General features: G+C 68.6%; 21 protein-coding genes. 8 read left to right on the top strand and 13 right to left on the bottom strand.

Annotation, left to right across the window (positions count from 1 at the left end):
* Window positions 1-10: 10 nt before the first annotated feature.
* Complete coding sequence (locus C662_RS03475; RefSeq protein ID WP_002925026.1) at window positions 11-895, top strand: alpha/beta fold hydrolase; 885 nt, start codon at window positions 11-13, stop codon at window positions 893-895.
* A 25-nt stretch (window positions 896-920) separates the two neighbouring features.
* Here the strand turns inward: C662_RS03475 and C662_RS03470 are convergent, their stop codons facing one another.
* Window positions 921-2,261 (bottom strand): ABC1 kinase family protein, encoded by a 1,341-nt coding sequence (locus tag C662_RS03470; protein ID WP_002925025.1) that lies wholly within the window; start codon window positions 2,259-2,261, stop codon window positions 921-923.
* A 39-nt stretch (window positions 2,262-2,300) separates the two neighbouring features.
* On the bottom strand, window positions 2,301-2,780 hold the full coding sequence (locus tag C662_RS03465) for a DUF3429 domain-containing protein (protein WP_002925024.1): 480 nt from the start codon (window positions 2,778-2,780) through the stop codon (window positions 2,301-2,303).
* Window positions 2,781-3,022: 242 nt separating this feature from the next.
* Between C662_RS03465 and C662_RS03460 the strand changes: the two genes are divergently transcribed.
* Genes C662_RS03460 through C662_RS03450 form a run of 4 tightly spaced genes read left to right on the top strand, consistent with a single transcriptional unit; the run spans window position 3,023 to window position 7,045 of the window.
* Window positions 3,023-4,039: an NAD(P)/FAD-dependent oxidoreductase gene (locus C662_RS03460; RefSeq protein ID WP_002925021.1), complete on the top strand. Its 1,017-nt coding sequence runs from the start codon at window positions 3,023-3,025 to the stop codon at window positions 4,037-4,039.
* On the top strand, window positions 4,008-5,549 hold the full coding sequence (locus C662_RS03455) for a cryptochrome/deoxyribodipyrimidine photo-lyase family protein (RefSeq protein WP_002925020.1): 1,542 nt from the start codon (window positions 4,008-4,010) through the stop codon (window positions 5,547-5,549). Before C662_RS03460 ends, C662_RS03455 begins: the two co-directional genes overlap by 32 nt.
* Before the next feature lie 12 nt (window positions 5,550-5,561).
* Window positions 5,562-5,717, top strand: coding sequence for a DUF2256 domain-containing protein (locus tag C662_RS19930; RefSeq protein WP_002925019.1), 156 nt, complete (start codon window positions 5,562-5,564; stop codon window positions 5,715-5,717).
* Window positions 5,651-7,045, top strand: a complete 1,395-nt coding sequence (locus C662_RS03450; RefSeq protein ID WP_083485731.1) for a DASH family cryptochrome — start codon at window positions 5,651-5,653, stop codon at window positions 7,043-7,045. The genes C662_RS19930 and C662_RS03450 overlap by 67 nt, the downstream gene beginning before the upstream one ends.
* Here the strand turns inward: C662_RS03450 and C662_RS03445 are convergent.
* From C662_RS03445 to C662_RS03425, 5 genes are all read right to left on the bottom strand, one after another.
* A complete protein-coding gene (locus C662_RS03445; protein ID WP_198291871.1) occupies window positions 7,037-7,957 on the bottom strand; it encodes a DMT family transporter in 921 nt (306 codons plus the stop codon). The two genes, C662_RS03450 and C662_RS03445, sit on opposite strands and share 9 nt — an antisense overlap.
* Before the next feature lie 6 nt (window positions 7,958-7,963).
* On the bottom strand, window positions 7,964-8,350 hold the full coding sequence (locus tag C662_RS03440) for a group II truncated hemoglobin (protein ID WP_002925016.1): 387 nt from the start codon (window positions 8,348-8,350) through the stop codon (window positions 7,964-7,966).
* Window positions 8,351-8,492: 142 nt separating this feature from the next.
* Entirely contained in the window at window positions 8,493-9,899 is a 1,407-nt protein-coding gene (locus tag C662_RS03435) for a 3'-5' exonuclease family protein (protein WP_002925015.1), read from the bottom strand.
* Between the two features lie 107 nt (window positions 9,900-10,006).
* The gene (locus C662_RS03430; protein ID WP_002925013.1) at window positions 10,007-10,210 is read right to left on the bottom strand and encodes a heavy-metal-associated domain-containing protein; all 204 of its coding nucleotides are present in this window, start codon (window positions 10,208-10,210) and stop codon (window positions 10,007-10,009) included.
* Between the two features lie 350 nt (window positions 10,211-10,560).
* Window positions 10,561-11,754 carry a glycosyltransferase gene (locus C662_RS03425; protein ID WP_002925012.1) on the bottom strand — a complete coding sequence of 398 codons (1,194 nt, stop codon included), beginning with the start codon at window positions 11,752-11,754 and terminating at the stop codon, window positions 10,561-10,563.
* A 185-nt stretch (window positions 11,755-11,939) separates the two neighbouring features.
* Between C662_RS03425 and C662_RS03420 the strand changes: the two genes are divergently transcribed.
* Window positions 11,940-14,507 carry an EAL domain-containing protein gene (locus C662_RS03420; RefSeq protein ID WP_002925010.1) on the top strand — a complete coding sequence of 856 codons (2,568 nt, stop codon included), beginning with the start codon at window positions 11,940-11,942 and terminating at the stop codon, window positions 14,505-14,507.
* Window positions 14,508-14,522: 15 nt separating this feature from the next.
* On the opposite strand, the gene C662_RS03415 is transcribed toward C662_RS03420, so the two are convergent.
* The 3 genes from C662_RS03415 to trhP form a co-directional block, all read right to left on the bottom strand.
* Window positions 14,523-15,335 (bottom strand): EcsC family protein, encoded by an 813-nt coding sequence (locus C662_RS03415; RefSeq protein ID WP_002925008.1) that lies wholly within the window; start codon window positions 15,333-15,335, stop codon window positions 14,523-14,525.
* A 79-nt stretch (window positions 15,336-15,414) separates the two neighbouring features.
* Entirely contained in the window at window positions 15,415-16,083 is a 669-nt protein-coding gene (locus C662_RS03410; protein WP_002925006.1) for a DsbA family oxidoreductase, read from the bottom strand.
* A gap of 8 nt (window positions 16,084-16,091) precedes the next feature.
* Window positions 16,092-17,498 carry a prephenate-dependent tRNA uridine(34) hydroxylase TrhP gene (gene trhP, locus C662_RS03405; protein ID WP_002925004.1) on the bottom strand — a complete coding sequence of 469 codons (1,407 nt, stop codon included), beginning with the start codon at window positions 17,496-17,498 and terminating at the stop codon, window positions 16,092-16,094.
* A 197-nt stretch (window positions 17,499-17,695) separates the two neighbouring features.
* Here trhP and C662_RS03400 point away from each other — a divergent pair, with 197 nt between their 5' ends.
* Complete coding sequence (locus C662_RS03400; RefSeq protein WP_002925002.1) at window positions 17,696-20,146, top strand: EAL domain-containing protein; 2,451 nt, start codon at window positions 17,696-17,698, stop codon at window positions 20,144-20,146.
* Window positions 20,147-20,171: 25 nt separating this feature from the next.
* Here C662_RS03400 and C662_RS03395 read toward each other — a convergent pair whose 3' ends face one another.
* The 3 genes from C662_RS03395 to C662_RS03385 all read right to left on the bottom strand — a co-directional run bounded on the left by C662_RS03395 (window position 20,172) and on the right by C662_RS03385 (window position 22,714).
* Window positions 20,172-20,804 (bottom strand): trimeric intracellular cation channel family protein, encoded by a 633-nt coding sequence (locus C662_RS03395; protein WP_002925001.1) that lies wholly within the window; start codon window positions 20,802-20,804, stop codon window positions 20,172-20,174.
* A 79-nt stretch (window positions 20,805-20,883) separates the two neighbouring features.
* The gene (locus C662_RS03390) at window positions 20,884-22,278 is read right to left on the bottom strand and encodes a TIGR03862 family flavoprotein (RefSeq protein ID WP_002924999.1); all 1,395 of its coding nucleotides are present in this window, start codon (window positions 22,276-22,278) and stop codon (window positions 20,884-20,886) included.
* A gap of 7 nt (window positions 22,279-22,285) precedes the next feature.
* Window positions 22,286-22,714 carry an acyl-CoA thioesterase gene (locus C662_RS03385; protein WP_002924998.1) on the bottom strand — a complete coding sequence of 143 codons (429 nt, stop codon included), beginning with the start codon at window positions 22,712-22,714 and terminating at the stop codon, window positions 22,286-22,288.
* Between the two features lie 288 nt (window positions 22,715-23,002).
* On the opposite strand from C662_RS03385, the gene gdhA reads away from it, so the two are divergent.
* Window positions 23,003-24,346 carry an NADP-specific glutamate dehydrogenase gene (gdhA, locus tag C662_RS03380; RefSeq protein ID WP_002924997.1) on the top strand — a complete coding sequence of 448 codons (1,344 nt, stop codon included), beginning with the start codon at window positions 23,003-23,005 and terminating at the stop codon, window positions 24,344-24,346.
* Window positions 24,347-24,409: the final 63 nt, after the last annotated feature.

Genomic DNA, 24,409 nt, shown 5'->3' with positions numbered 1-24,409 from the left:
ATCTTCCCGCATGCACTACAGCGTCCTCAAACCCTCCACCACCGAACGCATCGCGATCCGCGGCCTCGAGTACAACGTGCGTCGCTGGGGGCGCGCGCAGGCGCCGCAGCTGTTCCTGTTGCATGGCTGGATGGATTCATCGCCCACCTTCCAGTTCGTGGTCGATGCATTGCGCCAGGACTGGCAGGTCATTGCGCCCGACTGGCGAGGCTTTGGCGGCAGCACCTGGCTTGGCCATGGCTACTGGTTTCCCGACTACTACGCCGACCTCGACGCCCTGCTCGATCATTACGCGCAGGGGCAGCCGGCGCGCCTGGTCGGACACAGCATGGGCGCGGCCGTCGCAGGGGTCTATGCCGGGCTGCGTCCGGGGCGGGTGGCGCAGTTGGTGATGATGGACTTCCTCGGTCTGAAGCCGCCGCCCGAGGCGGAGGCGCCAGTGTTGCTGGACAAATGGCTCGACGCCCAGGCCAGGCCGCCGCGCTTGCCGACGCACGCCGACCATGCCGCGTTCGTGCGTCGGCTGTGCGCGGTCAACCCGCGCCTGGCGCCGGACAAGGCGGCATTCCTTGCTGCGCACGTCGGCCGCATGGCGGGCGATGGGCGGGTGGAGATGGCCTGCGACCCCTGGCACAAGGTGCCTTCGCCCTTCGTCTACCGTATCGAGGATGTGATGGCCTGCTGGCGCCAGGTCACCGCCCCGACCCTGATGGTGCTTGCCGAGCAGGGTTACGTGACCGAGCGCTTTGGCGACGACGCTGCCGAGTTGCGCCGCCGGCTCGACTGCTTTGCCGACCACCGTGTCGTCACCATTGCCGATGCCGGCCACAACCTGCAGCACGACCAGCCCGAACAGGTGGCGGCTGCGCTGGAAGCCTTCCTGTCGCGGGCCTGATGCCCGTCCCGCGGCCTGACGGGGCCTAGGCTGGCCGAGTACCGGCCGGGCGCTCGAGGTAGGGAGCCGCCAGCCTGCCCACCGGTACCCGCGCGCCGAGCCGCGCGGCGAGCAGGTAGAGCCCGCCCAGCTTGCGGTGCAGGAACAGGGCGTCGGCAGGCGGCGTGTGCCAGAAGTCGCGCTCCATGCTTAGTCGCAGGCCGGCGTCGCGGATGCGGCGGGCGAGGTCGCTGGCGCCGAAGTCGTAGGCTCCGTCATGGAGAAGTGGCTCGCAGGCCTCGGCGAAGAGTGCGATTACGGCATCGCGCTGGCTGGCGTGCAGGTGTTCCTGAAAGTAGCCGATCTCCTGCGCGGCCGCGCTCATCGCTGCAGGGTCGTTGCGGATGGCGCCGCTCATCAGGCGGCGGTAGGCGTCGACGACCGTCATCGAATAGGCGCGGGTGGCACCGAAGTCGAGCAGCACGATCCGGCCGCTGGCGGCGTCGTAGCGGTAGTTGGCAAAATTCGGGTCGGTCTGGACCAGGCCGAACTCGAACAGCTCGCGGAACAACAGGCCGATGAGCAGGCCGGCGATGCGGTCGCGCACCGGCTGCGCGGCGCTGTCGAGCGATTCCACGGCGACGCCTTCAACCCAGTGCATGGCGAGAATGTCGCTGCGGGTCAGTGCATGCACCGGGGCGGGCAGCACGAAATCGGCCTCGGCACCGAGCAGGCCTGCGAAGCGTTGCAGATTGCCTGCTTCGCGCAGGTAATCGGCTTCCTCGTGGAGCTGGCGCTTGGCCTCCTCGAGCAGCGGGGCAAGCTCCAGTGCGCGCGGCAGCAGGCCCGAGACGCGCAGCAGCGTGGCGACGTTGTCCACGTCGCTGTCGATGCTGCGACGCACGCCCGGATACTGCAGCTTGATCGCCAGTTCCTGACCGTCGTGCGTGCGGGCGCGATGCACCTGGCCGATCGACGCCGCGGCGCACGGCGTGAACGAAAAGCGCTCGAAACCCTGCTCCCAGCCCTGGCCCCAGTGCGTTTCCAGCACCTGCACGACCTGGCTCATCGGCATCGTGCGCGCGTCCTCGCGCAGGCGGGCGAGGATCGCGGCAAGCTCCGGCGGCAGCAGGTTGCCGGCATCCATCGACATCAGCTGGCCGACCTTCATCGCCGCGCCGCGCAGCTGCGCGAGCTGGTCGGCCACGCGGCGGGCGTTGGCGGGGGTCAGTACCAGGTCGCCCACCGTCGGCCGCTTGCCTGCCGCCAGCTGGCGTGCGCCCTCGGCAATCATGCCGCCGGCGACGCCGGTGGCGAGCGAACCCAGGCGCGCGAGCCGGGCGAGGCGGCCACCTGGTACTGCAGTGGCGCGGGCCATCGTGTTCATGCGTATTGCCTCCCGGTCAGAGGGTGGATCTGAAGCACATCACGGTAGCGGGATGAAGGCGCCGGCCACCAGGCTCAGGCAAGCCACGACGGTGAGCTGCAGGCGCAGCGGCAGGTACCACGCTGGCAGTGCGGCATGGCGGGCGAGGCGGCGGTCCTGCAGGTAGTGCAGCACAAAGCCGCTCACGAGCAAGGCGGCAGCCTCCATCGGCACCAGCAGCAGCGCTGGCCAGGCGATCAGCGAGGGTACGACGCTCCACAGCATGGTGCGCACCCGTCGACTGTCGGTGAGGCCGGGCAGGCTCATCGCGAAGCCCCAGTGCAGCGCACACACGAAGCTGAGGATCACCGCGCCGTAGGCGTACAGCGCGTCACTCCAGGCCAGGCCATGATGGGCGTCGAGCAGGCTGGCGGGCGCGAGCACGAGGAAGGGGATCAGGCCGCCATAGCCGAGCCAGCGGGCGGTGCCGGGCAGCTTCGGGCTGTCGCCGGGCATGGGGTTGGTAGAGGCGATGTTCATCGGGTCAGGGGCCGCCAAGGGTTTTCGGAGACTGCTGAAGTGGACTCGAATGATCGTCACTGTACGGTAGATGTCCAGGACGATTTATTGGGCGTACGTGCTTATCTGCGCTAGAAATGCGTTTATGAGGCTGATGCTAGTAACTGAATTCTGTTTTGTCCAGGACAAAGAGAGTATATTTCGGCTTGCTGACTCGGCCGCGCCGAAGCGTTGCCCAACTTCCCTTCACCACGGAGGCTCCCATGAACCCGCCTCTCCACTACGCCGTCGTTGGCGCCGGAATCGCCGGCTTATGCTGCGCCCGCGCGCTTGCCGCTGCAGGTGTGCGCGTCACGCTGTTCGACAAGAGCCGGGGACCCGGCGGGCGCATGAGCACGCGCCGCGGCGAGGGTTGGGCCTGCGACCATGGCGCGCAGTACTTCACTGCGCGCGACCCGGCGTTCCAGGCCGAGCTCGGCCGCTGGCGGGCTGCAGGCGCGGCGGCGCGCTGGGAGCCGCGGCTGGTGGTGTTCGATGCCGACCGGCGGCGCGATAGCGGCGGTGCCGAGGCGCGCTACGTCGGCACGCCACGCATGACGGCGCCGGCGCGCCTGCTTGCTGATGGGCTGGACCTGCGCGTGCAGACCACGGTGACTGCCTTGCAGTGCTACGAACATGGCTGGGAACTGGCCACTGCCGAGCGCGGCGTGCTCGCCGAGGCCTTCGACGGTGTGCTGCTTGCCGTGCCTGCGCCGCAGGCCCTGCCTCTGTTGCAGCCGGTCCTGCCCGCGCTGGCCGAGCTTGCCGGAGGTGCGCGCATGCAGGCGTGCTGGGCGCTGATGTTGCGCTTCGAGACGCCGCTCGCGCTCGACTTCGATGCGGCCTTTGTCAATTGCGGGCCCCTGCGCTGGATCGCGCGTGACACCAGCAAGCCGGGGCGCGAGGGCGCCGAGACCTGGATTCTGCATGCGAGCGCCGAGTGGAGCGAGGCGCATCTGGAAGACAGCCCCGACCACGTGGCCGCTGCGCTCATCGCCGCATTCTGCGAGCTTGGCGGCGGCGCACCGCTGGCTTGGGCGGCGCATCGGTGGCGCTATGCGATCACCGCGTCGGCGGTGGACGGCGGCTGCGCCTGGCATGCGGGGGCCGGCCTTGGCCTGTGCGGCGATTGGCTCAATGGCGGCCGTGTCGAGGGGGCCTGGCTCAGCGGCCATGCGCTTGCCGGGCGCGTGCTGGCGAACGTGCGTGATGAGCTACGGCCTGGTCTGGTTCAAGCGTGACCTGCGCCTGGCCGATCACGCGGCGCTCGTCGCGGCGGCGCGGCGCGGGCCGGTGCTGTGCGTGCTGATCGTCGAGCCTTCGCTGTGGGCCCAGCCCGACGCCGCACGCCAGCATTACGAGTTCATGCTCGAAGCGGCGCGCGAGCTGCATGCCGGGCTGCGCCGCCTGGGAGGGCGCCTGCACCTGCTGGTGGGTGAGGCCGTGGAGGTACTCGACCGCCTGCACGCGGCCGCCCCATTCACCGAGCTGTACGCGCACGAGGAGACCGGCAACGGGGCGAGCTATGCGCGTGATCGCGCGGTGGCGCGCTGGTGTCGGGCGCGCGGGGTACGCTGGCATGAGCTGCCACAGTTTGGCGTCGTGCGCAGGCTCGATGACCGCGACCGCTGGCAGGCTGCCTGGGAGGCGCATGTGGCGGCGCCGCAGGCGGTGCTGCCCGCAGCCCTCGTCTTCGTCACGCCACCGGCGCTGTTGAAGCCCGGCGCGCGCGCGCCGGAGGCGGCGGCGCTCGGTCTCGATGTCTTCGAGCCCCCGCGGCGCCAGCGCGGCGGGCGGCGCGCCGCGCTCGACGTGCTCAATGACTTTCTCGACCAGCGCAGCGGGCAGTACCGTGGCGGCATTTCGTCGCCGCTGAAGGCGCCGAGTGCCTGTTCAAGGCTGTCGCCCTACCTGGCCTGGGGCTGCCTGAGCCTGCGCGAGGTGGTGCAGGCCACTCGCGTGCGCGTCGCCGTGCTGGCCGAGGGCGACCGCCGCCGCGCCGGGTTGTCGGCCTTCCTCAGCCGCCTTTACTGGCATTGCCACTTCATCCAGAAGCTCGAGAGCGAGCCGGCGCTGGAATTCCGCAACCTGCACCGTGGCTATGACGGGCTGCGTGAGGGCGAGTGGAATCCGGCGCATTTCGCCGCGCTGGTGGCCGGGCGTACGGGCTGGCCGCTGGTGGACGCCTGCGTGGCGATGCTGCGCGAGACGGGGTGGCTCAACTTCCGCATGCGCGCGATGCTGGTGTCGGTGGCGGCCTATCCGCTGTGGCTGCACTGGCGCGAGGTCGGGCTATGGCTTGCGCGGGCCTTCATCGACTACGAGCCGGGCATCCACTGGAGCCAGCTGCAGATGCAGTCGGGTACCACCGGCATCAACACTACCCGTGTCTACAACCCGATCAAGCAGGCGCGCGATCATGACCCGCAGGGCGTGTTCGTGCGCCGCTGGCTGCCGGCCCTGCGTCGCGTGCCCGATAGCTGGCTGTTCGAGCCTTGGCGCATGCCGGCGTCGGTGCAGGCGCGCTGCGGATTGCGGGTGGGTGAGGAAATCGTCCTGCCCGTGGTTGAGCTCGAGGCTGCCACCCGGGCCGCCAAGGCTCGTGTGCACGCCTTGCGCGCTCAGCCTGAGATACGCGCGGCGAAGGCGGCGATCGTCGACCGCCACGGCTCGCGCAGGCGACCACAGGCGCGGCGGCGCGAGGCGGCCGGCTCGACGGCTGCCGCTGCGCAGCTGGACCTGGGGTTCTGAGGCGGATCGGCGATGGCGATGCGACGTAAGGCCGACCTGCCGACAAGACTGTGCGCGGTCTGCGGGAAGCCGTTCGCTTGGAGAAAGAAGTGGGAGAAGGTGTGGGCCGAAGTGCGCTACTGCTCGGAGCGCTGCCGGCGCGCCCGCAAGCCCGGGGGGATGGCGTGATCTACTGGTTCCGCACCGACCTCCGTGTTGGCGACAACCTGGCGCTGGCCGCGGCCAGCGCGTCGGCCGCGCGCTTGCTGCCGGTGTATTGCCACGACCCTGCGGCCGATACGCCCACGCGCTGGGGTTTCACGCGCAGGAGAGCGCATCGGCGCACGTTCCTCGATGCCGCGCTTACCGATCTGGATGCGGCCTTGCGTGCGCGTGGCAGTCGCCTGCTTCAGGTGCGTGGCGCAGCGGCCGATGTCCTGCCGGCGCTGGCACGTGCGTTGGGCACGGACCGGGTGGCATGCGAGGCGATCGCCGCGCCGGAGGAGGTGGACGAGCTCGCGTCGTTGCGCGCGGCAGGGCTGCAGGTGCAGGCGGTGTGGCAGACCACCATGCTCGATCCCGGGCTGCTGCCGTTCGAGGTCGAGGTACTGCCGAAGGTGTTCACGGATTTTCGGCGGGCGGTTGAGATGGCGGGAGTGTTGCCGGCGGCCCCACTCGCGCCGCTCGCCGCGCTGCCGCCCTGTCCGTCGCTCGATCAGCTGCCCGGCATGGTCCAGGTGGGGGGTGGCCCTTGCCAGGCGCTCCGGCCGGAGCGGGGCTACGAAGGCTGCGGCGAGGCTGCCTTCCCGTGGTGGCGGCCGGAATTCGCGGGCGGTGAGCGGGCGGCGCTCGCGCATCTGGCGAGCTACTTCGCAAGCGCAAGGCCCCGGCATTACAAGGTGACGCGCAACGGGCTGAGCGGCGTCGACTTCTCGAGCAAGTTCTCGCCCTGGCTGGCACTGGGGGCTTTGTCGCCGCGTGTGGTCTTCGCCGCGCTGCGCCGTCACGAGGCCGAGCAGGGGGCGAGCGACGGCAGCTACTGGCTGTGGTTCGAGCTGCTGTGGCGGGACTACTTCCGGTTCCTGCATCTGCAGCACGGGCGGCGCCTGTACCGGGCGCGCGGGCTCGACGACGGCGCTTCGCCGCCTGCGCATGATCCGGCGGCCTTCGAGGCCTGGTGCGCAGGGCGCACAGGGCAGGCCTTCGTCGATGCCGGCATGCGGGAGCTTGCAGCTACCGGCTGGCTGTCCAACCGCATGCGCCAGGTCGTTGCCAGCTACCTGATCCACGATCTTGGCTGCGACTGGCGTGCCGGGGCGGCATGGTTCGAGGCCCAGCTGGTCGATTACGACACGTACAGCAACCAGGGCAACTGGTTGTACATCGCCGGCCGCGGCACCGATCCGCGCGGTGGACGGCGTTTCGACCCTGACAGGCAGGCGGCGCGTTACGACGCGGATGGCGACTACCGGGCGCGCTGGCTCGGCGCGCACCGGCACGCCGGCAGTTCAGCGTGAACGGAGTGCGCGCAGGCGGGCGAGCGCTGCCGGGGGCAGGGCACCGAGCAGGGCACCGACCGATACCACCGCGATGCCGATGATGGTGCTGAGGCCGAGCGCCTCGCCCAGGATGAAGAAAGCACCGATCGCGGTGAAGGCGGGTACCAGTGCCAGCATCATCGAGGCTTCGCTCGCGCCCACCTTCTGCACTGCATAGCTGTAGAAGCCCGCGGCAAGCATGGAGGCGACGATGCCCTGGTAGACCCCTTGCAGCGCGATCTCGCCCCAGCTTGCCGCGGCGATGTTGGCCGGCAGCCAGAGCAGATAGACCGGCAGGTAGGCCAGCGCGGAAAAGCTGGCGATGCCGAGGATGCCGAGCTGGGGCTTGATCTGCCAGCGCCGCATCAGCAGCCCGAATACCGCCCAGCACAGCGCGGCGCTGAGAAAGAGCAGGTCGCCGACCCATTCGCGTCCGTGCGTGGGTGCGAGCAGGCTCTCGAAGCCGATCAGAAGCAGGCCGCAGGTCGACAGTGCGAGCGCGATCACGGTGGGGCGTGCGATGCGAAAGCCCGACATCACCGCCATGATGACGATGGTCCAGAACGGGATGCCGCCATTGACGAACACCCCGGCGTGCGCGCTCGGCGCGAACGCGAAGCCGGAGTACACCAGCAGGCCGTAGCCCAGCCCGCCTACTGCCGCCAGCACCATGTGGCGTGGCCAGTCCCTGCGCGGCACGAAGCGCAGGTAGAGCGGCAGCGCGATTGCGCCGGACACGCCGAAGCGCAGCGCGGCAATGTCGAAGGGCGTGAAACTCGCGGTGGCGCCGAAGCGCGACACGATGTTGAAGCCGGACCAGAACACCACCACGGCGAGCGCGGCGAGCAGGCCGCGCACGGCGTCGGCATGCGAGGGGGACGGTGTGTGCAATTCGGTTCAGCCCGGCTGGTTGCGCATGAAATCGGCGGTGTTGAAGAAGTTCTGCAGCAGGCGCTCGCGGACGCCTTCTTCGATACCGACTTCTTCCATCGCCAGCAGCATGCAGGCGACCCACTGGTCACGCTCCCGGGTGCCGATGGCGAACGGCATGTGGCGGGCGCGCAGGCGCGGGTGGCCGAAGTTCTGCACGAACAGGTCGGGCCCGCCCAGCCAGCCGGACAGGAACATGAAGAGCTTGTCGCGCGAGCCTTGCAGGTCCTGGGGGTGCATGGCGCGCAGTTCGGCGAACTGCGGGGTTTCGGCCATCAGGCCGTAGAAGCGGTCGCACAGGCGGGCAACGGTGGGCTCGCCGCCGATCCGGTCGTAGGTGGTCTGTTGTTCCATCGGGTTTCTTGGGGTGAGGTGCGCGCCTCGGTGTGGGCGCCTTGGGCAGGATTGTCGCAGAGTTGGGCAAGGGTCTTGTAGGTGCGACGCAAGTCGCGAGCTTTTCGCCCCGTTTACGCGGCAACCCGCTGCGGTGCGTCGCTCACAGTTTCACGACCGACAACCGCTTCACCGCCTTGACCAGGATCTTGTAGATGTCGAGATCGAATGCAGGGCGGCCGGCCTCGAGCAGCCTGGCAAGGGTGGCCTCGTCGGTGGCGGTGCCGAGCCAGCGCCAGCCATCGATGACGTGGGTGGCCTCGCCTTCGCGCAGGCCGATCGGGCCGGGCCAGGCCCAGTGCTCGACCTTCAGCGCATGCAGGGCGTCGATCAGGCGTTGGGCGTGGGCCTGGGGCGATTCGCTGCCGTGGCAGGCGCCGTGGCAGCGCTTCAACTGGAAGTCGAAGCAGCGCGCGCCCTGGGGGTGCCTGTCGAGGCCGAGCAGGGGCGGACACAGGGCGTGGTCGCGGGCGAGCGCGCGCAGCCGGTTGGTGGCCTCGCGGCGATTGCGGAAGAAGCCGTAGAGGTCGTCGCGGCGGCCGAAGTCGAGGTCGGCGGCGTGCACCAGTTCCAGCCGCCAGTCGCCGACGATGTCGGTGGCGAGGCGCCAGGTGCACAGTTCGCGGTTGCGCCGCAGCTGGCGGTTGTGGGTGGGCTGCAGCTGCTTGACGAGGCGGGCCTCCTCGAGCAGCGCGCCGATCTCGCCCGCGGTTGCGATCCATTCGACGTGGCGCACCTGCTGGCTGAGGCTGAGTTTGCGGTCGCTGCTGTGGTCGGCGGCGAAGTGCGACAGCACGCGGCTGCGCAGCCGCGTGCTCTTGCCGATGTAGAGCGGCAAGTGTCCATCTGCCGCGCCGGCGGCGCGCTCGCCATAGAACAGGTAAACGCCGGGCGAGTCAGGCAGGCCGGCGATCTGCTCCGGGTCGAGGTGGGGCGGCAGGCTGGGGTGGCCGATCAGCTCGCGCACGGCCGCTTCGATGTGGCCGGCCGGGAAGCGGTCGTGGATCTTCTGCCAGAACTGCCACAGCAGCTGGGCGTCGCCGAGCGCGCGGTGGCGATCGGCCACCATCAGGCCGTGGCGCTCGATGAGGTGGTCCAGGCCGTGGCGGCGGTGGTCGGGAAACAGTCGGCGCGACAGCTTGACAGTGCACAGCACCTGCGGACGGATGTCGAGCCCGGCACGGCGAAAGGCAGCGCGCAGGTGGCCGTGGTCGAAGCGTGCGTTGTGGGCAATGAAGAGGCGGCCGTCGAGGCGGTCGAAGACCTCGTCCGCGATCTCGGCAAAGCGAGGCGCGCTCGCCACCATGTCGTCGTCGATGCCGGTCAGGCGCCGGATGTAGTCGGGGATGCGTGACGCAGGGCGCACCAGCGTCGACCACTCGCGCACGCCGTCCTCGTCGACCTGGACGATGCCGACTTCGGTGATCGAGTCGTGCTGAGCGGGACCACCGGTGGTCTCGATATCGACGAAGGCGAGGCCGCCGGGGTGGGCTCGGAGGAGGGCGTTCACAGCGGACGAGGACCGGGTGCGTGGGGGCGGGCAGGTGTGAGCGGCGCAGGCCGTCCGGGGTTCCGTGCCTGCGAGCTGCCATTGGCCCCGGCCGTGCGGAAACGCCGTCAGCGTGCGCCGAAGCCGGCGTCTTCGATGGCCTGGTAGATGTCGGCCGCGGACACGAAGGTGCCGTGCTCGATGGTTGCTGCACCGGTTTCGAGCGAGATCTCGAGGTAGCCGATTCCGGGCAGGTCCTGGATGGCATTGGTGACGAGGCGCAGGCAGTGCTCGTCGCGCATGCCTGTGATGGTGAGGGTGGTGGTCTGCATCGGCGGCTCCGGAAATTGGGGACGGTGTTCGCCGCATCTTGTCCGCTGCCGGCGTCGTCGGCAAGTTCGACATGAGGCGTCACGAGCCTTTTAGGGCAGGAGTCCAGCCGTGTCGCCTTCAACCCCTCGCGGCTGGCGCCGCTCCTACCGGGGAGCAATCGCCGCGGCTTGCCCTCGCTGTAGGAGCGACGCCAGTCGCGAGCTGTTGCGGGCCGGATCAGGACGCGGCCGCCTTCAACCCCTCGCGGCTTGCGCCGCTCCTACCGGGGAGCAATCGCCGCGGCTTGTCCTCGCTGTAGGAGCGACGCCAGTCGCGAGCTGTTGCGGGCCGGACCAGGACGCGGCCGCCTTCAACCCCTCGCGGCTGGCGCCGCTCCTACCGGGGAGCAATCGCCGCCGCCTTCGAGCAAGCGGCGGTAGAGCGCGGCGAGGCGAGCAGCCATCAGCGTGTCCGCCCATTCGGCGGCGTAGGCGGGCGCCTCGGTGGCGAGTTGCTTGCGCAGGCGGCCGTTGGCGAGCACATCCTCGACCACTGCCGCGAAACCGGCGGGCGAGTCGGGAGCGATGCGGGCGCCGCGTTCGGGGGCGAGGATGTCGGTGGTCCCCATGGCGGCCAGCGCGACGACCGGCAGGCCTGCGGCCATGGCCTCGAGCAGGACCAGTCCCTGGGTTTCGGTGCGCGAGGCGAAGACGAAGACATCGGCTGCGGCGTAGCAGTCCGGCAGGCGCTTGCGGCGCTCGAGGTAACCGACGAAGCGTACGGCCGCGCCCAGGCCGAGTTGCGTGGCCCGACGCTGCAGGCTACGCGTGGCCGGACCCTCGCCGGCGATCACGAGCACGAAGCCGGGACGCTGGCTGCGCAGCCTTGCGGCGACATCGAGCAGAAAGCCGATGTTCTTCTCGTGCGCGACGCGACCGATGAACAAGGCCATCTGCGCGGCCTCCGGGATGTCGTAGATGCGGCGGAAGTGCGCGCCGTCTCCGCGGGCGAAGTCGGCGACCGGGATGCCGGTGGGCAGGACCTCCATCGGCGTGCGCACGCCGTAGTCGGCAAGGCGCGTACGCATGGCTGTGGACGGCACGATCACCTGGTCGACGGCGTCGCACTGCTGGCGCGATATCCGTCGCGCCAGCCCGCGCAGCGCGGCCGCAGGCAGGAAGGGGATGTAGTGCTGGAGGTACTCCTCGAACAGCGTGTGGTAAGTGAGCAACACCGGCCGGCCGCAGGCCCGGGCGGCGGCAAGGCCGGCATAGTGGGCAACGAAGGGCGTCTGCACATGCACGAGGTCGCAGTCGCGCGCTTCGCGTCGGACGGCCTCGTACATGGCGCGACGTGCGACGAGGCGGTCCTCCGGGTCGAGCGGCAGGCGCCAGCCGGGAATGCGGATGACGCCCTCTTCATCGGCCTCGCGGCCATAGCGCGGGACGACGAGGCGGACATCGACGCCTTGTGCGGAAAGCGCGCGGCGAAAGCTCGCGATCGAGGTCGATACCCCGTTTACGCGCGGAAAATAGACGTCGGACACCATCAATACCTTGAGCATGCAACCAAGCTTGGGCCCGCCGTGTTACCGCACGGTGACCGTTGGCGGGTGGGGCGCGGCGGTGGCAATCGTTGCACCTGCGTGACAGGGTCGTCGGGCAAAGGCGTGGTGTTGATGAGACAATCGCGCGCTTACGACCAAAGACATAGGGCACGGGCCTTGGTCCCGCGCACCGACCGCAATCCATGAACCTGCCGCGAACTCCTGGCGCCTTGTGCGACGAAATCCTCTCGATCGCCCTTGGCGACGATGTCTGCATCGGCGAGATCGTCTCGCCCGTCGTGCTCGAATGCGGCCCCGAACGGCCTGTGCACGAGGCTGCGGCGCTCATGAGCGAGCGTCGGGTGAGCTCGGTCATCGTGGTCGAGGGGGGCGAGGCGGTCGGTATCTGGACCGAGCGCGACGCGCTCGCGGTGGATATGAGCGATCCGGCCGCCTTCACTCGGCCGCTGCGCGAGGTGATGAGCGCCCCGCTGCGTACCGTGCCGGCGTCGTTCCGCCTGCACGAGCTCACTGTCCGCTTTCGCGAGGAGCATGTGCGCCATTACCTGGTCGTCGACGACGATGGCCGCCGCATGGGCGTCGTGTCGCAATCGGACGTGGTGCTCAACCAGGGCATCGAGCATTACCTGAAGTTGCGCAAGGTGGACTCGCTGGTCAAGGGCGGCCTGCATGCCATGCCTGCCGCTGCCCGCCTACCCGAGGCCACCGCGCGCATGCGGGAAAGCGGCGCAGACGCCGTCGTGGTCGACTTCGGCCTCGAGGCCGAGGCCTCTCCGTCGGGCCGCTACGGCATCCTGACCGAACGCGACATCACCCGCCTCGTGGCCCAGCGCGTGGCCTGTGGTGAGGTGGGCGATTTTGCCAGCCGCCCGCTGATCGCCTGCACCGAGCATGACAGCCTGTACAGGGTGCGCGCGCTGCTCGCCGAGCGCCATATCCGCCATGTCGGCGTGATCGGGGCCGACGGCGAGTTGTGCGACCTGATCAGCTTCAAGGACATCCTGAGCGGCATGGAGCTCGCCTACGTGCATGAGCTGCAACATGCGCTGCACGAGCGCGATGCTGCCCTCCATACATCGAGGCGCAATCTCTATCTCGCCGAGAAGGTCATCGAGAACTCGCTCGAAGGGGTCATGGTGACCGATGCGGATGTCCGTATCGTGTCGGTCAATCCTGCCTTCACCCGCCTGACCGGATACGCGCCGGAGGAGGTGATCGGGCGCAACCCCTCGCTGCTCAATTCAGGTCGCCAGAGCCCGGCGTTCTACCAGCGCATGTGGGAAGAGCTGCTCGAGTCCGGGAAGTGGCAGGGCGAGGTGTGGAACCGGCGCAAATCCGGCGAGGTGTCGCCGCAGTTGCTCCACATCACCGCGATCCACGACGAGGACGGTGCGCTGACCCACTATGCGGCGTTGTTTACCGACATCAGCCGGCTCAAGGAGAACGAGGCCCGCATCCGCGACCTCGCCTACTACGATCCGCTCACCGGCTTGCCCAATCGCCGCCTGCTGGAGGACCGCCTGCAGGTGGAGCTCGCCCATGCCGCGCGCATGCGCAGCCGCCTCGCGGTGATGTTCGTCGACCTCGACCGCTTCAAGCGCATCAACGACAGCCTCGGCCACGGCATCGGCGACCGCTTGCTGGTCGAGATCGCCAGCCGGCTGCGTGCCTGTCTGCGTGAGGACGACACCGTCGCACGCATGGGCGGGGACGAGTTTCTCGTCATCCTCAACAATCTGGCCGGCCCCGACGAGGCGGCAATGACTGCGCGCCGCCTGGTGGCTGCGCTGCGCCGGCCCGTGCTCATCGACGAGCACGAGCTGGTCGTCACCACCAGCCTGGGCATCAGCATCTACCCCGACGACTCGCTCGATGCCGACACGCTGATCAAGAACGCGGATGTGGCCATGTATCGGGCCAAGGACGAGGGCCGCAACAGCTTCCAGCTCTACGAGCCAGCCATGAATGCCCGCTCGCTCGAACACCTGGCCATGGAGACCGCGCTGCACCGCGCCTTGCCGCGCAACGAGCTGCAGCTTCATTACCAGCCGCTGGTGCGCATCGGCGGGGGCGGGCTCGAGGCCGTCGAGGCCTTGTTGCGCTGGAATCACCCGGACCTTGGCCTGGTGTCGCCAGCTGACTTCATCCCGCTGGCCGAGGAGACCGGACTCATCGTACCGATCGGCGAATGGGTGCTGCGCTGCGCCTGCGAGCATCACCGCAACTGGCGCGAGGCCGGCCGGCCACCGCTGCGCATGATGGTGAACATCTCCGCGCGCCAGTTCCGTGACGAGGGTTTCGTGGCCATGGTCGGCAGCGTGCTGGCCGAGACCGGCATGCCACCCGAGTGCCTGACGCTGGAGCTGACCGAGAGCATGCTGATGGAGGGCTCGGAGCGCGCGATCGCCCGTCTCGATCAGCTGCGCGCGCTCGGTGTCGGGCTGGCGATCGACGATTTCGGTACCGGTTACTCTTCGCTCGCCTACCTGAAGCGCTTCCCGATCGACGAGCTCAAGATCGACCGCCTGTTCGTGCGCGGTATCGATCGCAATCCGCGGGATGCGGCGCTGGTGTCGGCGATCGTGTCGCTCGGCCACAGCCTGGGGCTGCGTGTGGTGGCCGAAGGCGTGGAGACGCAGGCACACCTGATGGTGCTGCACGCCCAGGGTTGCGACCTGGCGCAGGGTTTCCACTTCAGCCGGCCCTTGCCGTGGGACGAGTTCGTCGCGGTCTGCTGCAGCGGCCGCTGAGGACGGCGCACCCGTTCAGTGCGGGCGCGGGGAGTCGGCAAGCGCCTCCCAGGCCGTGCGCACGGCCTCGGCGCCATAGTGGCGCTCCAGCCGGCGTACCGTGAAGTGGCCGCGGCTGACGTCCTGGAAGTGGTTCATGAACATCAGGTTGATCGTCGCTCCGGCGGCCGCACCGATGCCGGGCACCAGCATGCCGGCCGCCTTCTGCGTGACCTGCACCTTGTAGCGTGCCGCCACCATGGTGATCAGCCGCACGAGGGCGGGCGCGCCTTCGGCACTCAGCCCCTTCTGCGCCAGGTGGCGTGCGGCCTCGCTGACCGTGGTGGCGAGCGCTGCGCGTACCGCGTAGTAGCCGGATTCGGTGGCGTCGTCGCTGCGCTGGGTGCCGCCGAGGGCGAACACCTCGAGGGCGGCCAGCCGCGTCGCCGGCCTGTCGATGTGCTCGCCTTCCGCGCGCGCGATGTCGAGGATGGCGCGCATGATCAGGACCGTGGACAGCGGGATCTCGACCGTCAGCCCGGCCAGGCCGAAGGCACCGCCGCCGGCGCCGCTGACCGAGCCGAGCAGCTTGTGCAGGCGCGGCGAGGCCGGACGAGGCTCGGGTTCGAGCGTACGCGCGGCCGTACTCATCGCGCGCAGCAGGGCTTCATGGGCCAGCCCGCCGACCTTTGCCCGCCAGCTCGTGGGCAGGCGCGCCATGCCTTGCTCCAGCGGACTGCCGACGAAGCTGCTCAGGCGCGCGACCAGACTGGGGTTTTCCAGCAGGCCGCGCGCGTGGGCGAGGGCCTCCAGGTCGGCGTCGGCAAGCTGCAGGGTGTGGGTGCTCATGAGGGGCCGGGGTGGTGGTCGGTTGCGGCGGGGGTGTCCATCGCTTCAGACGCGCTGCCGCACGCTCGCGTTCCCGGCGTCAGGAGGGCTTGCCGGTTTCCAGCGATTGCAGGATGGCCGCACCCAGCACGGCGGCCGATTGGGCGCCCGACACCGCCAGCTTGCGGTTGAGGATGAAGAAGGGCACGCCCTCGATACCCTGGCGGCGCACGCCAGCGGCCATGCGCTCGACGGCGTCGATACTGCCGCGGCCGTCCAGCCATTCGCGCACGGCTTCCCGGCGGTCGCCGCAGGCCGCGGCGATGTCGGCGAGGGTGTCCTTGTCGCCGATGTCTCGGCCCTCCTGGAAGTGCGCGGCGAACAGCGCCTGGGCCAGGCTCTGGATGCGCTCGGGCTTCTGGCCCTGGGCCTGGGCGCGGTACATCAGGCGGTGCGCCTGCAAGGTGTTGGGGCGGGTCTGGATGCGCTCGAAGGCGTAGCTCAGGCCGTCCTCCGCGGCTGCCGCGCGCACGGTGTCGAGCACCGCTTCGGCCTTGATCGGGCCGCCGAACTTGGCCTCGAGGAAGGCGCGATAGGGTTCGCCTGCGGCCGGGGTGTCGGGGTTGAGGAAGAAGGGCAGCCAGTTAACGCGCGCTTCGAGGTCGGGGCGTGCGGCCTTCAGCTCCGCCAGGGCGCGGTCGAGACGCACCTTGCCGAGGTAGCACCAGGGGCAGACGAAGTCGGAGACGAGGTCGATGTCGAGGATCATTGAGGCACTCACAGGAAGCGGGCGATGAAGCAGGGCTGGGCAGGGTCGGCGGCGGGTGGCAATGGCAACCACACGCGGCGGCCGCTGCCGGGAACGCGGTCGAGTGCGCTGCCGTCGGCGGCCAGCAGCCGGTCGAGGCGCAACTCGAGGTTGCTGCCTGGCTGCACGAACTCCAGCCGGTCGCCGACACCGAAGCCGTTCTTGACCTCGACTTCTGCCAGGCCACGCCCGGCATCCCAGCCCACCATCTCGCCCACCAGCAGGCTGCGCCCGGATTCCGAATGGCCGCGCAGGTAGTTCTGGTGCTCGGGGGTGGCATGGCGCTGGTAGAAGCCGTCGGTGTAGCCGCGGCTGGCCAGGCCCTCGAGCTCGCCGAGCAGGCGGGGGTCGAAGGGGCGGCCGGCGACGGCGTCCTCGATCGCGCGGCGGTAGCCCTGGGCGGCGCGGGCGACGTAGTAGGGGCTCTTGGTGCGGCCCTCGATCTTGAGCGAATCGACGCCGATGTCCACCAGGCGCTGGACGTGCTCGATGGCGCGCAGATCCTTCGAGTTGAGGATGTAGGTGCCGTGCTCGTCCTCTTCGATCGGCATCAGCTCGCCGGGGCGGGTGCCTTCTTCCAGCAGCCACACCTTGCTGCCACCGATGTGGCGCGGGCCGCCGCCGAGCGCAAGGCCGGTGGTGGTGTCGAGCCGGCTGCGGGTGGCGGTGCCGACCGCGCCGGCGTCCTTCGGGGTGCCGATCGGTGCACTGCCGCGGGCCTGGACGTCGCCGGCGCCGTCTTCACCGGCCTCGTGCACCTTGTAGTCCCAGCGGCAGGAGTTGGTGCAAGTGCCCTGGTTGGGGTCGCGGTGGTTGAAGTAGCCCGACAGCAGGCAGCGCCCGGAATAGGCGATGCACAGCGCACCATGAACGAAGACCTCGAGCTCCATGTCCGGACAGGTGTCACGGATCTCGGCGACTTCGTCGAGCGACAGCTCGCGCGACAGGATGATGCGCTTGACCCCCACCGACTGCCAGAAGCGTACGGACGCGTAGTTGGTGGTGTTGGCCTGTACCGAGAGGTGGACGTCCACCTCGGGCCAGCGTTCGCGCACCATCATGATCAGCCCGGGGTCGGCCATGATGAGCGCGTCGGGCTTCATCGCGATGACCGGCGCCATGTCGTCCTCGAAGGTGCGCAGCTTGGCGTTGTGCGGGTAGATGTTGGCCACCAGATAGAACAGCTTGCCTGCAGCGTGGGCCTCGTCGATGCCGGCTGCCAGGGTTTCAAGCTGGCCGAAGCTGTTGTTGCGCACGCGCAGCGAATAGCGCGGCTGACCGGCGTACACGGCGTCCGCGCCGTAGGCGAAGGCGGTGCGCATCATGTCGAGGGTGCCGGCGGGGGCGAGCAGCTCGGGGCGGCGTGAAGTGGGCATGAGTATGGAGTGGAGCCGGGCCTGTGGTCTTGGACGCCGGCATTCTAGCCGAGTGCGCCGTATCGATTGTGCCGTCGAACTGTGGCTGAGTTCGCGGCAGGGGCCGCGGCATCGGTGAATACTGGATTAACATGTCACGCCTCCCTGTGCGCAGGCCAGCCCGGCCTGGGAACGCGCGTTGTCCACGGAGCCCCTGAATGCCCGCTTCCGCTCTTGCCCCGGCCAAGATCATGCTGATCGAGGATGATGCGGGTGACGTCGAACTCATCCGCTGGCAGTTGCGGGATGCGTTGCATGAGCATTTCGACATCCGCGTTGCCGATTCCATGCGTGCGGCCGAGGCCCTGTTTGCGGAGGCTGGAGCCCAGCCCGACGTGGTATTGCTCGACCTGAGTCTGCCGGACTCCTACGGAGCCGGCACGGTCGAGCGCTGCCGAGCGCTGACCGAGGCGCCGATCATCGTGTTGAGCGGTGTGGACGATCCGGCCGTGACCTGTCTGGCGATTGCTTTCGGTGCCGATGACTATCTCCCCAAGGGGGGCGACAGCGAGGTGTTGCGGCGAGCGATCCGCTATGCGCGGCTGCGCCACCAGCGCGACGCCGATGCCCGCCTGGCAGCGGCCGTGTTTGCGCACGCCCGGGAAGGCATCATCGTGACGGACGCCCAGGGAAACATTGTCGAGGTCAACGACGCGTTCGCGCGCATCACTGGCTACGCGCGAGAGGAAGTGCTCGGGCGCAACCCCAGCCTGCTCAAGTCCGATCGCCATGACCAGGCCTTCCATGCGGCGATGTGGAAAAGCCTGCACGACAAGGGGCACTGGTACGGCGAGGTGTGGAACCGGCGCAAGAGCGGAGAGTTGTTCGCCGAATTGCTCACCATCAGCGCGGTGCGCGACGCACGCGGTGCGATCCGGCATTTTGTCGGTCTGTTCTCGGACATTACGGTGCAGAAGGAGCACGAACGCCAGCTCGAGCATATTGCACATTACGACGCCCTCACTGCGCTGCCCAACCGCGTCCTGTTTGCGGACCGCCTCCATCAGGCCATGGCGCGTGCAACGCGTAGTGGTCAGCGCCTGGCGGTCGTGTACATCGATCTCGATGGCTTCAAGGCGGTCAACGACACCCTCGGGCATGACGTGGGCGACAAGCTGCTGATGGCACTTGCATTGAGAATGCGCAAGACCATGCGGGACTGCGACACGCTTGCTCGCCTGGGGGGCGATGAGTTTGTCGCCGTGCTCAGCGATCTGCCCGATGCCGAAAGCTGCCGGCCGCTGGTGCGGCGGCTGCTGGCTACGGCTGCCGAGCCTGTCGAGGTGAATGGCCAGCTGCTGAAGGTGTCGGGTAGTATCGGGATCACGCTCTACCCGCAGCGCGAGGATGTCGAGGCCGACCAGTTGCTGCGCCAGGCCGACCAGGCGATGTACCAGGCCAAGCTTGCCGGCAAGGATCGCTACCACCTCTTCGACAGCGACCAGGACTATGACCTGCGCAGCCATCACGAAAGCGTCGAGCGCATCCGCCAGGGCCTGCTGCGGGACGAGTTCGCGCTGCACTACCAGCCCAAGGTCAACATGCACAGCGGCGAGCTGATCGGTGCCGAGGCGCTGGTCCGTTGGCAACACCCGGAGCAGGGCTTGCTTCCGCCCGATCGCTTCCTGCCTGCGATCGAGCGCCATGAGCTCGGCGTCCAGCTTGGCGAATGGGTCATCGACTCGGCCTTGAGTCAGATCGCAGCGTGGCAGGCCGAGGGCTTGCGCGTGCCCGTCAGCGTCAACATCGCGGCCAATCACTTGCAAAGGGCCGACTTTGCCGAGCGCCTCTATCTGCTGCTGTCCTTGCACCCGGAAGTTGTGCCCGGCCAGCTGCAGCTCGAGGTGCTCGAGAGCAGTGCGCTGGCCGACATGAACCGGGTCGCCGAGACGATGGCCACGTGCACGCGCATGGGGGTCAGCTTTTCGCTCGACGACTTCGGTACCGGCTACTCCTCCCTGAGCTATCTGAAGCGCTTGCCGGCCGCCGAGCTCAAGATCGACCGCAGCTTCGTGCGCGACATGCTGCACGACGCCGACGATCTTGCCATCCTCGATGGCGTGCTGGGCCTTGCGCGTGCCTTTCGCCGCCGTGCCGTTGCCGAGGGCGTGGAGACCGAGGCGCAGGGCGAACTGCTGCTGCGGCTGGGGTGCGAATGCGCCCAAGGCTATGGCATTGCGCGGCCGATGCCGCCATCAGCGCTGCCGGGCTGGGCTGCGGGCTGGCGTCCGCCGCTGCGGTGGACCCGCCAGCGCCGGCTTGGGGCCGAGGCAATGCCCTTGCTGTATGCCACGGTCGAGCACCGCGGCTGGATCATGGCCATCGCCGAGTGCCTTGCCGGCGAGCGCGCAGCGCCGCCAGCGCTCGATCCTCATGAATGTGCCTTCGGCCGCTGGCTCGACGGCGTGATTGCTGATCCCTACGCACTGGGCAGTGATCGGTTGAGCGAGCTCGACCAGCTGCACCTCGAGATCCACGCGCTTGCCGTCGAGCTGTTGCGCTTGCACCGCGGCGATCGCAAGGATGAGGCGCATGCCGGCCTGGCGAGGTTGAACGACATGCGCGATCGAACCATCGCGGCCATGGAGGCCTTCATCCAGGCGATGTAGGCGACGGTGGCGACGGCCCCCGGACTCAGTCCCCGGGCTTTGGCCAGGCGGGCAGGCGGATGTCGAGTGCGACGGCGATCAGGCGCGTGCCGGTCGCGGCGGCGATGCCGGAGAGGGTGGAGATGGGCAAGGGCAGGCTGATCGCGTCGAGGACGATGAAGACGCCGCAGCCGAACAGGGCGCACATCGCGTAGGGGCGATGATCGCTGTACACCTTGGGTACCTCGTTGCACAGCACGTCGCGCGAGACGCCGCCGAAGATCGCGGTCACCACGCCCATCATCATCGCCACCAGTACCGGCATGTCGGCTGCGAGCGCGATGGTGGCCCCGGAGATCGCGAACAGGCCCAGGCCGCAGGCGTCGGCAAATTCCATCACGTGACCGCCGAGCTTGTGGCGCAAGGTCTTGAGCCAGAGCGGGGTGGTCAGCACCATCGCCAGTACCAGCCAGAGGTATTCCTGGTTCTGGATCCAGAAGAATGGCCGGCGGTCGAGCAGGATGTCGCGCACGGTACCGCCGCCAAAGGCACTGACGAAGGCGACCGAAAATACGCCGACGATGTCCATGCGCTTGCGCGTGGCCTCGATGAGGCCGGACATGGCGAAGGCGATGGTGCCGCCGACTTCGATTGCAATGAGGAAGGGGTGCAGGTTCATGGCTCGGCCGGGTGATCCAGGGTGGGGGTGCGAGCCTGCGCCGGATGCCGGGGGCAGCACCGGCGCAGGCATGCGCATGCTAGCGCGAAGGGTGTCCGCTGTGGGCGGAGCGGGCTTCCAGCCAATGGGCGACACCCCGCGCCGCCGCCACGCCGGTGGCGAAGCAGGCGGTGAGCAGATAGCCGCCGGTGGGCGCCTCCCAGTCGAGCATCTCGCCGGCGACGAACACGCCAGGGTGCGTCTTCAGCATCAACCTGTCGTCGACAGCCTCGAAACGTACGCCCCCGGCGCTGCTGATGGCCTCGTCGAGCGGGCGCGGGGCGACCAGGCGCAGCGGCAGGGCCTTAATGGCCGCAGCCAGGCGGACAGGGTCGTCGAAAACCGCCTTGGGCAGGCATTCGCGCAGCAGGCTGGCCTTGATGCCCTTGATGCCAGCCTGGCTCTGCAGATGGCTGGCCAGCGAGCGGCTGCCGCGCGGGCGGGCGAGCTCGGCAGTCAGGCGCTCCTGACTGCGTCCCGGCGCAAGGTCGAGGGCGACGGTGACTTCGCCGAGCGCCGCGATGGTATCGCGCAGTGGCGCCGACAAGGCGTAGATCAGCCCGCCTTCGATGCCTGTGGCGGAGACCAGGCATTCGCCGGCGCGTTCATGCGCGTGGCCGCTGGCGTCGGTAAAGCGGGCGACCACCGACTTGAGTGGCTGGCCGCGGAAGCGGTCGAGGAAATGGGGGCTCCAGCCGCCGCTCGCTTGCGTGCCGGGCGTGGTGACATCGAAGCCGCAATTGGCGGGCCGCAGCGCAGCGACGTCGACACCTGCAGCACGCAGCAGGGGCACCCAGGCGCCATCTGAGCCCAGCTTCGCCCAGCTGCCGCCGCCAAGGGCGAGCACCACGGCATCGGCTGCGATGATGCGCTCGCCCACCGGCGTCGAGAAGCGCAGGCTGTGCGCGCACTGCGGCGCGCTTGGCGCCCCGCTCTCGGCGGTGACGGGCGTGGCCCAGCCAAGCCAGCGTTGGCGCATCGCAAACTGCACGCCGGATGCGCGCAGGCGTGCGAGCCAGGCACGAAGTAGCGGGGCGGCTTTCATCTCGGTCGGGAACACCCGTCCTGAGGTGCCGACGAAGGTGTCCACGCCCAGGTCGTGGGCCCATGCGCGCAAGGCCTGGGCGTCGAAGGCCGCCAGCATGGGCGACAGCGCAGCACTTGCCGTGCCGTAACGCGACAGGAACGGCGCGGCGGCCTCGCTATGGGTGAGGTTGAGGCCGCCGCGCCCCGCGAGCAGGAACTTGCGCCCGACCGAAGGCATGGCGTCGTACACGGTCACGGCCAGGCCGGCGCCGGCAAGCGTCTCCGCAGCCATCAGGCCGGCCGGGCCGCCGCCGATCACGGCGACATGGTGGCCGCAATGCGATGGAGAGCGGCGGGACGGGTCGGAATGATCGGGCATGACGAGGCCTGCGGTCAGGATGACGGTCAATGCCGGCTCAGGCCGCCGGGAAGCGGCGCCTGAAGCCTTCCGGCACGGCGGCCTTGGAGCGTGCCTCGTAATCGAAGAAAACGATGCCGGTCTTCCCGCGCGCGACTTCGCGCCCGGTGGACGCCTCGGACATCTTCCATACCAGATCGCAACCGTGGGTGTGGAAGTCCGTCGCCGCGAGCTCGATGCGCATAAGTTCGCCGTGGAAGGCTTCGGAGCGGTACTGGACCGCCGCGTCGGCGACGATGATGCCGCAGCCCTCGACGTCCATCTCTGCATAGCCCATGGACTTCAGGAAGCGCACGCGCGCCTCGGATACCACGCCGAGCAGTTGCGCGTTGTCGAGGTGGTTGCCGTAGTTGATGTGCGAGATCAACAGCGGGACCTCGGTTGCGAAGGAGAACTGTGCGGGCAGTTCGATGCGGATACGGGCCATGATGAGCCTGGAAGTGGGCAGTAGGGGAGGCCGAGCGTACCGGCCTTGGCCTCATGCGGGCAAGCAAGGTGCGCAAACGCGCCCGCTGCAGGCTGATGAGCGTCTGCATTCTTGTGGTGCATTCTTGTGCAAATGGCATGGGTGACGTTTTTTTGACCCATGTCATGCACACGATTGGGGATCTTCATGCACAATTATGGGGATTGCAGGCGATGTCCTCGGGTAAAACCGAGGTCATCGCCTGCGCGCGTGTGTGTCCACTTCTTAATCAACAACGGGTTCACGATCATGAAATATCAGTCCCTCGAGGAGTTCCTGGCTTACGTCGAACAGCGCAACCCTGGCCAGCCCGAGTTTCTGCAGGCGGTCAGCGAGGTCATGGAGAGCCTGTGGCCCTTCATTTCCGCCAACAAGCGCTACGCCGAGCACTCCCTCCTCGATCGCCTGATCGAACCCGAGCGCGTGATCATGTTCCGCGTGTCGTGGGTGGATGATCGTGGCGACGTGCAGGTCAATCGCGGCTACCGCATCCAGCACAACTCGGCCATCGGCCCCTACAAGGGTGGTCTGCGCTTCCATCCGTCGGTGAACCTGTCGATTCTGAAGTTCCTCGCCTTCGAGCAGACCTTCAAGAACGCGCTCACCACGCTGCCGATGGGCGGCGGCAAGGGCGGCTCCGACTTCGACCCCAAGGGCCGCAGCCCGGGCGAGGTGATGCGCTTCTGCCAGGCCTTCATCAGCGAGCTGTATCGCCACGTCGGCCCCGACACCGATGTGCCGGCGGGCGACATCGGCGTGGGCGGCCGTGAGGTCGGCTTCATGGCCGGCATGATGAAGAAGCTGTCGAACAACGCCGCCTGCGTGTTTACCGGCAAGGGCCTGTCCTTTGGCGGCTCGCTGATCCGTCCGGAATCGACCGGCTACGGCACGGTGTATTTCGCCAACGCCATGCTCGAGCACGCTGGCCGTGACATCCGTGGCATGCGCGTGTCGGTGTCGGGTTCGGGCAACGTTGCCCAGTACGCCATCGAGAAGCTGATGGAACTCGGCGCCAAGCCCATCACCTGCTCCGACTCCAGCGGCACGGTGATCGACGAGGAAGGCTTCACCCCCGAGAAGCTCGCCCTCCTCATGGAGATCAAGAACCACTACTACGGCCGCGTGGCGGAGTACGCCGAGCGTGTCGGCGCCCGCTTCGAGCCGGGTGTGCGGCCGTGGCATGTGCCGGTCGATGTCGCCCTGCCGTGCGCGACCCAGAACGAGCTCGATGCCAACGACGCTGCCACCCTGGTCAAGAACGGCGTGATCGCCGTGGCCGAGGGCGCCAACATGCCGAGCACCATCGAGGCGGTGAAGATCTTCGAACACAACGGCGTGCTCTACGCGCCGGGCAAGGCCTCCAACGCCGGCGGCGTGGCCACTTCGGGCCTGGAGATGAGCCAGAACGCGATGCGCATGTCGTGGACCCGTGAAGAGGTCGACGCCCGCCTGAAGGAGATCATGCTTGGCATCCACGCCGCCTGCCTGAAGTACGGCAAGCGCGAGGACGGTACCGTGAGCTATGCCGACGGCGCCAACGTCGCCGGCTTCGTCAAGGTCGCCGAGGCCATGCTGGCCCAGGGCGTGATCTGATCCTTGCCGTGTCCGCGGGGCCCATGGGCCCCGCGGCATGACAGGCATGGCTAGCGGCTGGGG

The sequence above is a fragment of the Thauera sp. 28 genome, from assembly GCF_000310145.2.
Taxonomy (GTDB): Bacteria; Pseudomonadota; Gammaproteobacteria; order Burkholderiales; family Rhodocyclaceae; genus Thauera; species Thauera mechernichensis.
This window is presented reverse-complemented; position numbering and strand designations above follow the sequence as displayed.

Bases quoted from the DNA above. Each gene is read 5' to 3' on its own strand.
- C662_RS03475 (WP_002925026.1), top strand. From the start codon at position 11: ATGCACTACAGCGTCCTCAAACCCTCCACCACCGAACGCATCGCGATC.
- C662_RS03470 (WP_002925025.1), bottom strand. From the start codon at position 2,261: ATGAACACGATGGCCCGCGCCACTGCAGTACCAGGTGGCCGCCTCGCC.
- C662_RS03465 (WP_002925024.1), bottom strand. From the start codon at position 2,780: ATGAACATCGCCTCTACCAACCCCATGCCCGGCGACAGCCCGAAGCTG.
- C662_RS03460 (WP_002925021.1), top strand. From the start codon at position 3,023: ATGAACCCGCCTCTCCACTACGCCGTCGTTGGCGCCGGAATCGCCGGC.
- C662_RS03455 (WP_002925020.1), top strand. From the start codon at position 4,008: ATGAGCTACGGCCTGGTCTGGTTCAAGCGTGACCTGCGCCTGGCCGAT.
- C662_RS19930 (WP_002925019.1), top strand. From the start codon at position 5,562: ATGGCGATGCGACGTAAGGCCGACCTGCCGACAAGACTGTGCGCGGTC.
- C662_RS03440 (WP_002925016.1), bottom strand. From the start codon at position 8,350: ATGGAACAACAGACCACCTACGACCGGATCGGCGGCGAGCCCACCGTT.
- C662_RS03430 (WP_002925013.1), bottom strand. From the start codon at position 10,210: ATGCAGACCACCACCCTCACCATCACAGGCATGCGCGACGAGCACTGC.
- C662_RS03425 (WP_002925012.1), bottom strand. From the start codon at position 11,754: ATGCTCAAGGTATTGATGGTGTCCGACGTCTATTTTCCGCGCGTAAAC.
- C662_RS03420 (WP_002925010.1), top strand. From the start codon at position 11,940: ATGAACCTGCCGCGAACTCCTGGCGCCTTGTGCGACGAAATCCTCTCG.
- C662_RS03415 (WP_002925008.1), bottom strand. From the start codon at position 15,335: ATGAGCACCCACACCCTGCAGCTTGCCGACGCCGACCTGGAGGCCCTC.
- C662_RS03410 (WP_002925006.1), bottom strand. From the start codon at position 16,083: ATGATCCTCGACATCGACCTCGTCTCCGACTTCGTCTGCCCCTGGTGC.
- trhP (WP_002925004.1), bottom strand. From the start codon at position 17,498: ATGCCCACTTCACGCCGCCCCGAGCTGCTCGCCCCCGCCGGCACCCTC.
- C662_RS03400 (WP_002925002.1), top strand. From the start codon at position 17,696: ATGCCCGCTTCCGCTCTTGCCCCGGCCAAGATCATGCTGATCGAGGAT.
- C662_RS03395 (WP_002925001.1), bottom strand. From the start codon at position 20,804: ATGAACCTGCACCCCTTCCTCATTGCAATCGAAGTCGGCGGCACCATC.
- C662_RS03385 (WP_002924998.1), bottom strand. From the start codon at position 22,714: ATGGCCCGTATCCGCATCGAACTGCCCGCACAGTTCTCCTTCGCAACC.
- gdhA (WP_002924997.1), top strand. From the start codon at position 23,003: ATGAAATATCAGTCCCTCGAGGAGTTCCTGGCTTACGTCGAACAGCGC.